The organism is Vibrio sp. ZOR0018 (genome assembly GCF_963865925.1).
GTDB lineage: Bacteria > Pseudomonadota > Gammaproteobacteria > Enterobacterales > Vibrionaceae > Vibrio > Vibrio anguillarum.
In genome coordinates this window covers 46795-59096 of record NZ_CAWMCN010000156.1, presented here as the reverse complement: position 1 = coordinate 59096, position 12302 = coordinate 46795, and the positions used below count along the sequence as shown (strand labels likewise).

Below are 12302 nucleotides of genomic sequence, written 5' to 3'. Positions count from 1 at the left end.
CTGCTCAGCACAATACTATCTATCTCTGCAACAAGTGTAATGGCTTTCCAGCAGATTGATAATTCTATCTATTTTCCTCACGTTGCCCAAGGTCAGGGCAGTTGTGCAAGCTCTCCAAATCCTCAACTTATCCAATACGGATACTCACAGATTACGGGAACAGCGGGTGACCCACTGGCATTTTGTTCCATCAACAATATTTCTGAACGCCAAAATGCTCGTTGTGATGATCAGTTTTGCCAAGTTACAGGGGGAGGTGTGGCTTCCTTAAGTTTAAGCGGTGGGAATGCATTCAAAAATTCCAGTAATAATAATAACCAAATCAACTGGTGTTATAGTGGACAAAGCATAGTATTGAACCAATCAAATATAGGAAAACTACAACTATACGATAGCTGCACGCTTCAATTTTCAGGGTTGTCTGAATATAAAATAAAGTCTTTAGATATGGGCTCAAGTGCAACTCTTGTGTTGTCGTCCGGTGACTATTGGATTGAAACATTACAGCTAAACTCCAATGCAATTGTTGAAGTAGAAGGCGATGTTCGGCTATTTATAAAAAATAGTTCTAGCTGGAATAGTTCAGATATCAATATTTCTGGTGCGGGGAATTTAACGATCGTTGGATTTAATAATCTTTCTCTGAATGGTAATACACAAGTTAATGGTTATGTTTACATAGGTAACACTCTGGCTCTGAATAACTCTGCCACAATCAATGGCCGTACGACAAGCCGCCGATTAATGATGGAGGGGAATACTCAGATCAATCAAAATGAGCAGCAAGGCTATGCTTGTTTTGAGGATGATTTTAACCGCTCCTCGCTTGGTCAGAATTGGATCCCTTATACTAGTACTGGTAGCTTTACGCCGAGTTTGATCAGTAATCGCTTACGCTTAACTGAGGATCAGAATAACCAAGCAACCGCAGTGACTTATCAACGAATTTTCCCAGCGGCTGGCAACTTAGTTACTGTTGAGTTTGATTACTATGCGTGGGCAAATTTAACCGGTGATGGTGCTGATGGGGTGTCGATTATTTTTTCGGATGCCGAGATTATCCCTAGAACGGGTGGTTTTGGCGGCTCTTTAGGGTATGCACCCACCACAAGTTCCAATCCAATTAAGCCGGGTTTTGCTGGAGGTTGGCTTGGGGTTGGTTTGGATGAGTGGGGAAATTATTCCAACCCAACAGAGGGAAGAGTCGGAGGGCCTGGTTTTCGTCGCCAAGCCGTTGCCATTCGAGGCTCTGAAGCCGCAAGTTATCGCTATCTAGTGGGAACTGCCGCTAATTTGAACCCCAAGCTGGATGTACGTCGTACTTGTCAATGGTGGGGCGGTAACTGTTCTTTTCCAGGGCCAGGTCCCGGGCATCGCTATTTCATCACCATCGATTCACGAAATAATAACGCGGTTTATGTTCGTGTGGATCGTCTGGTGAATGGCAATATGCAGACAGTTATCGATTGGTTTAATGTGCTATCGAATCCTAATCAAGGTGCGACACCTGAAGAGTTTTTACTTTCTCTTGCAGGCTCAACAGGGGCTTCTGTTAATAACCATGAGATTGAAAACTTTAAGGTTTGTGCCTTGAAGTCTCGTGACGTGGGGGAGCAGGTTGATCATTTTCGTTTTACTTTACCATCGTCAGATGGGCTAACTTGCAACGCCGCTGATGTACAAATACAAGCTTGTGCAAATAGCAGTTGTAATGAGCTTTACCAACAGCCGATCTCCGCGACTTTATTACCAAATTCATTGCCTTCTGCTGGCGGTGGATGGCAAGGTGGCTCCCAAGTTAATATGACGAATGGCATTGCCAACCTGAAGCTTCGTAAAAATAGCGCAGGAAATGTAACTGTGGGGGTTCAGAGCTCAGTACCTAGTGCTAAACCTTTTTCGACCAATCTTTGTCGATATGGTAGTGGGGGGTATTCTGCCCAAAATTGTACGCTTAATTTCGTTGACAGTGGCTTCATTTTGGATATACCTAATTCCTATGCCAATCAATCGGTAACTGGGACCATTAAAGCGGTACGAAAAGATAACGCTTCACAACTGTGTTTGCCTAGTTTTCAAAATGTACAAAAACCCGTTTCCTTTTGGAGTGATTACTTGAGTCCTAATGGGGGGCAAGGTTTTAGAGCTTTATCGGTTGGTGTGAATAGTGTGGCGGTAGGGCAGTCATCCAATACTGCGATGCCAGTGGTGCTCAATTTCAACCAAAATGGTGAGGCGAGCATTAACGTATCCTATCGTGAGGCTGGTAGCCTTGCTTTGAATGCTCGTTTAACGGGGAGTGGTGATGAGCAGGATTTGCAACTAACAGGTCAAACGACTTTTATACGAGTTCCTCGTGCGTTGGTGCTTAGCACCAATCACTCTTATAACTTAGCTCATCCAGATGGAAAGTGCCCTGCTGCTGACTTAAGCTGTTTGGTTTTTGCAAGGGCAGATGAAAACTTTAATCTCAATATCAAAGCGGTTGCGGAGGCACCGATTGAGGATAATGATTTCACTAACAATTTAGGCGTGACAAATTATCAACAAGCAAACATTGAGCTTAAACATACTCTAATCGCACCAGCGACAGGCGTGCCCGGTGCTCTCGGCGAAGTTGAATATGATCACCAATTAGGTAGCTCGACGACTGTACAACAAAGAGTGAGTGAGGTTGGGGTGTTTGATTTCTCGCTGAACGCGCCAACGACGTATCTTGGACTCGATTTAGCGAGTGAGAATCTGCCGATTGCCGTTGCCTCAACGGGCCCGATAGGTCGTTTTATCCCAGCCTATTTTTCTCCTTCTTCGGTGGTGACCAGCTTACAGGCTGAGTGTGAGGTGACTTCTCCGAATGACGAATCGTTCAGTTATTTAGGACAACCGTTTGGATATAAAGACAATCCGGGTATTTACTTACACCCAAGATCCGCGTCAGGCAGTGAAACGATCAATTATTTCGACAGTGCTTGGTGGCGTTATGATCGGCAGTGGGACAACCGAATATATAACGATACTGTGAATAGTTTACCAATCAGCTTTGATAGCGATTTGACGAGTGTGAACCGAGTCAATGGCGTTGATTCTCGCATTGAACTCTCTGGGGAGATATTGATCTACCAAAAGCCACCACAACCAATAGTGCCTTTTAACAGCAAGTTAGATCTTACCCTCTTGGTATCCGATCTTACAGACCTTGATGGAGTTTGCTACCGAGAAACGGCCAGTGATCCTTGCCTAAACTATACGATTACAGACATTGATGATGAGATGAAATTGCGCTGGGGAAAACTGGTGATCCACGACACTTACGGCCCAGAAACGAGTGCGTTAAGTCAGCCAATTACGAGCGAATACTTCACTGCCAATGGCTTTGTTACCAATAGCTTTGATCGCTGTACAAGGTTACCAGATCTTGCGAATTTCACTTTAACGCCGACCGATCTAACTTTAGGTTCCGGTGGGGCTCCTGAAGTTTATCCTACTTTAGCCAGTCAAACGCTCACTTTGGGTACCGCGAATATCAACTTTACGGCTCCGGGAGCGGGTCATCAAGGATTCATTGATACTTTGCTTGATCTCAATGCTCATGGGTTGCCTTGGTTGCGTCTCTACAATGATCAAAATAGCGCGTTTGAAAATGAAGTCTCAGGCCGAGTACAGTTTGGATTGTACCGAGGCAGCGACCGGGTAATCTGGTGGCGTGAAAAAAATTAACCGGATAATTCACACAAATTCATAGAGATTTTTCTACCTAAGTTAGGAATCTGTTAGAAATTGCGTGTTTCAGTCCATGTTTATGCGTCAACGCCTTGCTGTGATCGCAAGGCATTGGTACATTTAGTGCAATTTTCTATCTTCTAATTCTTGCAGGACGAGCGAAGAATATGTTCAAAAAACTGCGTGGCATGTTTTCCAACGATCTATCGATCGATTTAGGTACCGCCAATACTCTTATATACGTTAAAGGACAAGGTATTGCCCTCGACGAGCCTTCCGTTGTTGCTATTCGCCAAGATAAAGGTCGTGGTGGAAAAAGCGTTGCTGCTGTCGGTCATGCCGCTAAGCAGATGCTTGGTCGTACGCCGGGGAATATTTCTGCAATTCGTCCTATGAAAGACGGCGTGATTGCGGATTTCTACGTGACCGAAAAAATGTTGCAACACTTCATCAAGCAGGTGCATGACAACAGTGTACTCAAACCAAGCCCTCGCGTTCTGGTGTGTGTGCCTTGTGGCTCCACCCAAGTTGAACGCCGTGCGATTCGTGAATCAGCACTCGGTGCTGGCGCGCGTGAAGTGTATTTGATTGATGAGCCTATGGCGGCGGCCATCGGAGCTGGTCTGCGTGTTTCTGAACCAACGGGTTCAATGGTGGTCGATATCGGTGGCGGTACGACTGAAGTTGCCGTTATTTCCTTGAACGGTGTGGTTTACTCTTCCTCTGTGCGTATCGGCGGTGACCGTTTTGATGAAGCGATTATCAATTATGTGCGTCGTAACTACGGCAGCTTAATCGGTGAAGCGACCGCAGAGAAAATCAAACATGAAATTGGCTCGGCTTACCCCGGCGATGAAGTGATGGAGATTGAAGTTCGTGGTCGTAACCTTGCTGAAGGGGTCCCTCGTAGCTTTACTCTTAACTCCAATGAAATCTTAGAAGCACTGCAAGAACCGCTTTCCGGTATTGTTTCTGCGGTGATGGTTGCGCTTGAACAGTGTCCGCCAGAGCTTGCTTCTGATATCTCAGAAAATGGTATGGTATTAACCGGTGGTGGAGCGCTGCTCAAAGATATCGACCGCCTCTTGACCGAAGAAACGGGAATACCAGTCGTGGTTGCCGATAATCCTCTAACCTGTGTTGCCCTTGGTGGCGGTAAAGCGTTGGAAATGATCGATATGCACGGTGGCGACCTATTTAGCGAAGAATAATGGCTTTGGGAGCCGTAAAGCTCCCATTATGACATCTAGGATTTTTATAGAATGAAGCCAATATTTGGTCGAGGACCATCTCTTCAGCTACGTCTCTTTTTTGCCGTGATTTTATCAGCCAGTCTTATGCTGGCTGATAGTCGTTTAGGTACTTTTTCCAACGTTCGTTTTTTTCTTAATAGCTTAGTGGCTCCCATTCAATACATGGCGGATTTACCGCGCAGTATGTTTGATGATCTGTATGAGCGATTCGCCACTCATCAAAAACTGATTGAATCGAATCAACGTTTAAAACGAGAAGCGATCACCTTGAAAAGTGATTTGATCTTGTTTGATCAATACCGCGAAGAGAACCAGCGGTTACGTAAATTGCTTGGATCTTCTTTTGTTCGTGATGAAAAGAAGGTTGTCACTGAGGTGATGGCGGTCGATACCTCACCTTATCGTCACCAAGTTGTGATTGATAAAGGGCGAACAGATGGCGTTTACGAAGGGCAACCCGTTATTAACGACAAAGGTATTGTTGGCCAAGTGACTTTTGTTGCGGCTCATAACAGCCGGGTGTTGTTGCTGACTGACACCAATAGTGCGATTCCAGTGCAGATTATTCGTAATGATATTCGAGTGATTGCTTCAGGGAATGGCCAGGTGGATCGTATTCAATTGGAACACATACCCACCAGCACTGATATTGAAGTGGGTGACTTGCTCGTCACATCAGGTTTAGGGGGCGTATATCCTGAAGGTTATCCTGTCGCACACGTTTCGGTGGTCGACAAAGATACCCAGCGTGAATTTGCGTCGATCACCGCCGATCCCGTGGTGGATTTTGATCGTCTACGCTATTTGCTGTTGATCTGGCCTAACGAAGATAGGCAGCAGAAAGTATTGCAAGTTACGCCAGAGAAAATGTTAGAGGAAGCAACCGATGGCCAGTAGTGTCGTGAAAAGTAAATTGGTGATTGGTGCATCATTTCTCTTTGCTCTGGTTTTACAAACTATCCCTTGGCCGGGTGAGCTGGATCTATTGCGCCCATCGTGGTTACTGCTGGTGACATGCTATTGGGTTTTAGCGTTGCCGCATCGAGTCAACGTAGGGTCGGCTTTGATCCTTGGTTTGTTATGGGATCTGCTGCTTGGTTCAACATTGGGCATTCGTGGCATGATGATGGCCATTGTTGTCTACTTAGTGGCGATTAACTTCTTAGTGCTGCGTAATATGGCGTTATGGCAACAAGCCGTAATCATTGGCGTGTTATCTATGTTGCTTGAAGTGCTGATCTTCTGCGGCGAATATTTAATTCAAGATGTGACATTTAACCCGCTCTCGCTATGGGTTGGTATGATCAATTGCATATTATGGCCTTGGATGTTCCTACTGCTTCGTCGTGTGCGACGCCACTGGCACCTTAGATGATGAATAAAAAAATTGTATTAGCTTCTGGCTCGCCAAGAAGACGAGAGTTACTGACTCAACTGGGTTATCAGTTTGATATTGTGGTGCCCAACGTTGAAGAGTGCCGTAATGAGCATGAAGCCCCAGCAGTGTATGTTGAACGTTTATCACGTGATAAGGCACTGGCTGGTGTTGCTTTATCCAACCCTGCTTCGATAGTTATTGGGTCTGATACCATAGTCGTGCAAGGTGAAACAGTACTTGAAAAACCTGCTGATTTTGCTCAAGCACAACAGATGTTACGCAGCCTATCTGGTACAAAACATCAAGTGATGACGGCCGTAACCGTAGCAACACATGATCATTCTAAATCCGTCGTGGTAACGACGGATGTATGGTTTAAACCTTTGTCAGATGAAGAAATAGAACAATATTGGCAATCGGGTGAACCTTGCGATAAGGCTGGCAGTTATGGCATTCAAGGATTGGGTGGACGATTTGTAACGAAGATCGAGGGCAGTTATTACGCTGTTGTAGGATTACCATTATTCGAAACTGACCAGCTCTTGCACGAATTTATATAATTAAAAACATTGAGGTGTACTCATGAGTGCAGAGTTGCTACTAAACGTCACCCCGAGTGAAACTCGAGTGGCGATGATTGAAGGCGGAGTTCTTCAAGAGGTCCACATTGAGCGAGAAGCGAAACGCGGCATTGTGGGCAATATTTACAAAGGAAAAGTCAGCCGAGTTCTTCCCGGAATGCAGGCCGCCTTTGTCGATATTGGTTTAGACAAGGCCGCTTTTCTTCACGCTTCTGACATTGTTCCTCATACTGAATGTGTGGCTGAGAACGAAAAACAGCAGTTTCAAGTTCGTGATATTTCAGAGCTAGTTCGTCAAGGCCAAGATATCGTGGTGCAAGTGGTCAAAGATCCATTAGGCACTAAAGGCGCCCGTTTAACGACAGATATTACCCTACCTTCGCGCTATCTCGTTTTTATGCCCGGCGCAAGTCATGTTGGTGTCTCACAACGCATTGAAAGTGAATCAGAGCGTGATCGTCTCAAAAAAGTCGTGTCTCATTATTGTGATGAGCACGGTGGGTTCATTATTCGTACCGCCGCTGAAGGGGCTGATGAGAAAGAGCTTTCACAAGATGCCGCCTTTCTTAAACGGCTATGGCTGAAAGTGTTGGAGCGTCGAGTTAAATACAAAACACGCTCGACACTGTATGGCGAATTGGGTTTAGCTCAGCGTATTTTACGAGATTTTGTCGGCACCGATTTGACGCGGATTTTAGTCGATTCACGACTTGAATTTGAGAACCTCAAAGAGTTTACCTCAGAGTTTGTGCCTGAGTTAACCGATAAGCTTGAACTGTATGAAGGTGACAAGCCTATTTTTGATATGTACGACACCGAAAACGAGGTTCAGCGTTCTCTCGAGCGTAAAGTGGAGCTCAAGTCTGGTGGATACCTTATCATCGACCAAACCGAAGCCATGACTACGATTGATATCAATACTGGCGCGTTTGTTGGCCGTCGTAACCTCGAAGAAACCATTTTTAATACCAATGTTGAAGCGACTCAAGCCATTGCCCGTCAGTTACGTTTGCGCAACTTAGGGGGCATCATCATTATTGATTTTATCGATATGATGTCTGAAGAGCACCGTAAGCGAGTGCTCAACTCCTTAGATGCCGCACTGGTTAAAGATCGCGTCAAAACGAATATTAATGGTTTTACGCAGTTAGGCTTGGTGGAGATGACGCGTAAGCGCACCCGTGAAAGTATTGAACACGTGTTATGTTCAAGTTGTCCAACCTGTGAAGGCCGCGGCAGTGTGAAAACCGTTGAAACCGTCTGTTTCGAAATCTTACGTGAAATCACGCGTGTCAACCGCGCTTACGATGCGGATAAATTTGTGGTTTACGCATCCCCTGCGGTGGCAGAAACCTTGCAAGGTGATGAGTCTCATGCTCTTGCTGAGTTGGAAGTGTTTATTGGAAAAGAAGTGCGCATCCAAGCGGAGCCACTTTATATTCAAGAACAATTTGACGTTGTGATGATGTAGTAGGGCTTTTGTGATCTCAACTTTTACGCGCCTTTGGCGAATAGTATTGTGGTTTATCGTTTGCGTGTTAGTGATGCTGGCTGTTGCTGTCACCACCTTGCGTGTGTTTTTGCCACAAATGAATCGTTTCCAAGGCGAAATACAAACGTTGATTAACCAAAATTCAGGTTTTGAATTTGAATTAAGTGAGGTCACTGGTTTTTGGCGTAATACTCACCCGTCAATTGCACTTAAGGGGCTAAAAGCAAAGCTACCCGATGGATCGCAAATTCACTTTTCTGCGCAACAAATCGATGTTGAATTTGACCTCATTCAGTCAATACTGCAAATGCAACCTGTGGTCGCGGATCTCAGTATTCATCAACTCAAATTGGATATTCGCTCGGTAAACTGGCTTGAGCTACAGGCTGAAGATAACCAACAGAGCCGCACACAAGGCAATGTCATTCAACGTTTAGACAACCTACTGTTGCGGCAATTGGATGATTTTGCGCTACTCGACTCGACGGTTTTCTATCAATCTGTCGCGGGGGAGATTCGCCAGTTAGATATTGAACGTCTTCGGTGGAAAAATAACGCTCAGCAACATAAAGCTGAAGGCGTGGTGAGCATCGCTGATACCAGTATTAACTCTCTGTTAGTGAGTGCTAACTTTGAAGATCATGGGTCACTACGCGATATTTCAGGTCGCTTCTATGTTAGCGCTGACAATATCAAAATAAACCCGTGGTTGACTCGTTATCTCAAAGACGAAACCGGCATTAAGAAAGGACAGGTGAGTTTTAATGCCTGGCTGACCTTAGAACATAACCAACCCAAAGATGGCTATGTCGAACTTAAGCCCTCTGAACTGGTTTGGGGTGAAGAGCGTCAGCATGAATTGCTGTTAGAGTCGGGAATCATCAAACTGTTACCTATTGAACAAGGATGGCAAGTTAACGCTTACTCACTTCAGTTGCGCACGGATGACGAAGTGTGGCCTAAACTTGATGCCGCGTTTGAATGGCAACCGACGCAATGGCGTTTGAACTTATCTCAGTTGGACATAAAAACTTTGCTTCCCTTTGTGAAAATGATGCCCGATTCCAGCAAAACGAACGAGCTTTTGCAGCTATTGGATTTGGGGGGCACCTTAGAAGATATTCGGCTCAGCAAAGGAGATAGCCTGCAATCGCTTCGTTATTCTGCCGAACTCAGTGATGGCGCCATGGCACAATGGCAGTTATTGCCACAAGTACACCATCTCAAAGCCTCCATTGCAGGTAGCATGGAGAGTGCTCGCGCCAAAGTAACGCTGATTGATGACGTGTTACCTTATGGTGAGGTTTTCCAAGCACCATTGAATATTCGTCAAGGTGAAGCCGATGTTGTGTGGCAAAAGCAAGCCGATGGCTGGTCATTGTGGGCCAGTAAAGTGACTGCGGCGACGCCTGACTTACAAGTGCTTGGATCATTTCGTCTCGATTTTCCTGAAAAACGTAGTCCTTTACTTTCATTTTATGCGGAAGCGGACTTATACAATGCAGGTGAAACTTGGCGTTATTTGCCCACCTTAGCATTGGGGCGCAAGTTAACAGACTATCTCTCTACTGCGATTCAAGGCGGTAAAGCCAACACCGCTAAACTGCTTTGGTATGGTGAACTTGGCGATTTTCCCTACCAACAAAACAATGGCGTATTCCAAGCTTGGGTTGGTTTAAAAGAGGCGAAATTTAGTTTTGATACGGCGTGGCCGCCGATCACCAATTTGCAACTCTATCTGCTGTTTGAAAACGATGCGATGTACCTTGATTCACACTCTGCGACCTTAATGGATGTCACTGCCCAGCGGATCACAGGGCGAATACCTGAGCTAGCCGAAGGTGGACACATCGAAATCGAAGCCAGTGCAACAGCCCAAGGCAATGCCGTACGCGACTATATGACCTCAACGCCTTTAGTGGATTCGGTGGGAGCGGCGTTAACGGCGATCCAAGTCAGTGGCGAAGTGCAATCTGAATTTCAGCTTCGTATTCCTTTTGATAGTGAGCAGGAACCCCGAGCATGGGGTTGGGCGAATTTAAACAATAACCACGTGGAAATTGATGCACCGCCAATGGTGCTTGAGGGTGTCTCTGGCAAAATTGAATTTGATAATGACGTTGTGACGGCAGCTGGTTTGTCGGCGGATCTGCTGACTCAACCGATCGCGATTGATTTTAAAGGTGAAAATGCCAGCCAAGGTTACGCGGTGAATATTGATGTGGTGGGAGACTGGGATATTAAACCCCTGACGCCTTTTGTCGGTGAGCGCTGGCTAAACCGTTTAAAAGGGCATGCTCCTTGGCAAATGGGCGTTGATATTCAGCTCAATGATGTCGGTTTCACTTATCAAATCAATACCTTAGCCGATTTAAAAATGGTAGAAAGTGATTACCCTTACCCGCTAAAAAAAGCCTTCAACGTGGCAGGCAAAGCTCACTTGCAAGCATCGGGTAACCAAGAGTCGATCACCGCTCGCCTACAATTACCACAAGCGAAATACCAAGCTGAAATCGATATCACATCGAAAAAACCACGCCTGACGGCCACCAATCTCATAGTAGGGAGCGGCAATTTCAAAATCAGCCCAGTGGTTGGCCACCATGCGCAGATCCGCAGCGATACCTTTAATTTGGATGAATGGTTGAGTTTGGCCAATGAGCCTCAGCCGAAGAAAAAATCAGCTCTAGCGGAGATGAATACTCCCGAGATCCCACCACCAGAGAGAGTGGACATCAACGTCAAAGCACTTCTACTGGCGGGCATTGAGTGGCACGATGTTGATTTTAATGCCAGACGTAAAAATCTCGGTTGGTACGCACAGCTCGAGAGCCAAGAAGCAAAAGGCCAAGCGAGTTATATTGAACCTTATGATTTGTCCGTCTCGCTTGAACGCTTGCACGTTTACATTCCTGAGCTGGAGGACAGCCCCAAAAAATCACTGTTGGTTGATCAAGATCGCCAGTCTGAGCCGCTTATTACTGATTTTGACCGACAGTTTCATCGATTGGTGCCAAACTTAACTTTGGCCATTGATGATCTTTGGTTGCAGGGTTACAAGGTGGGCAAGATGAATATGGACTTCCAACGGCAAGGTGATACTTTGCAATGGAAGAAGATTGATATTAGTAGTGGTTCAAACCAAGTCAATATCAGTGGTGCTTGGACGTTGAATAAAGACGCGCAAGGTGATGAGCGTAGCCATACCCAACTGAATCTCACCATGAAAGGTGACAATAATAGCGATTTGATGGAGCGCTTTGGCATCAGCTCCGGTATCCAAAGAGCGCCATTTGAAATGTCGAGTCAAACCGAATGGGATGGCGCGCCTTGGTCAATGAAGATCGACAGCTTAGAAGGCAAGATAGAGACTACTATGGGTAAAGGTGTCGTTTCTGATGTCAGCGGTGCCGCTCGTTTACTCGGATTATTCAGTTTAGATTCCATTATCCGTAAAATGCAGCTCGATTTTAGTGACGTGTTTGATAAAGGAATGGCCTTTAACTCAATTACGGGCAGTGGTGAAATTTCGCAAGGGATTTTTGTTACCAACAACATCAAAATGGATGCTGTTGCCGGTGAAATGACCATTAAAGGCTTAGCGGATCTCAATAGCCGTACTGTTGATGCTGAGGTGAATTTTGTACCAGACATCACATCAGGAATTCCCGTCTTGACGGCTTTTGCGGTGACGCCGCAAACAGCGCTGTATGTCCTCGCTATTACGACCGTGATTGCACCTGTGGTTGAGGTCTTTACCCAAGTCAACTATGAGGTTAAAGGACCAATTAATTCACCGGTTGTTAAAGAGCTTTCACGTAGTAGGGGCGAGTTTAAATTGCCAGAAAAGTTGAGAAAATTGACTGAAAAATAGGGAA

General features: G+C 45.6%; 7 protein-coding genes. All 7 read left to right on the top strand.

The annotated features are described in order from the left end of the window. Positions 1-39: 39 nt before the first annotated feature. Positions 40-3717, top strand: coding sequence for a DUF6701 domain-containing protein (locus tag AACR75_RS17515; protein ID WP_231564161.1), 3678 nt, complete (start codon positions 40-42; stop codon positions 3715-3717). 170 nt (positions 3718-3887) lie between these two features. After that, entirely contained in the window at positions 3888-4931 is a 1044-nt protein-coding gene (locus tag AACR75_RS17510; protein ID WP_047688141.1) for a rod shape-determining protein, read from the top strand. 51 nt (positions 4932-4982) lie between these two features. Then, positions 4983-5870 carry a rod shape-determining protein MreC gene (gene mreC / locus AACR75_RS17505; protein ID WP_047688139.1) on the top strand — a complete coding sequence of 296 codons (888 nt, stop codon included), beginning with the start codon at positions 4983-4985 and terminating at the stop codon, positions 5868-5870. Beyond that, complete coding sequence (gene mreD, locus AACR75_RS17500; RefSeq protein ID WP_013857872.1) at positions 5860-6348, top strand: rod shape-determining protein MreD; 489 nt, start codon at positions 5860-5862, stop codon at positions 6346-6348. The genes mreC and mreD overlap by 11 nt, the downstream gene beginning before the upstream one ends. Then, positions 6345-6911: a Maf family protein gene (locus AACR75_RS17495; protein WP_026027832.1), complete on the top strand. Its 567-nt coding sequence runs from the start codon at positions 6345-6347 to the stop codon at positions 6909-6911. The genes mreD and AACR75_RS17495 overlap by 4 nt, the downstream gene beginning before the upstream one ends. Positions 6912-6933: 22 nt before the next feature. Further along, positions 6934-8403, top strand: a complete 1470-nt coding sequence (rng, locus tag AACR75_RS17490) for a ribonuclease G (RefSeq protein ID WP_019281135.1) — start codon at positions 6934-6936, stop codon at positions 8401-8403. Between the two features lie 10 nt (positions 8404-8413). Continuing rightward, a complete protein-coding gene (locus AACR75_RS17485) occupies positions 8414-12298 on the top strand; it encodes a YhdP family protein (protein ID WP_047688136.1) in 3885 nt (1294 codons plus the stop codon). Positions 12299-12302: the final 4 nt, after the last annotated feature.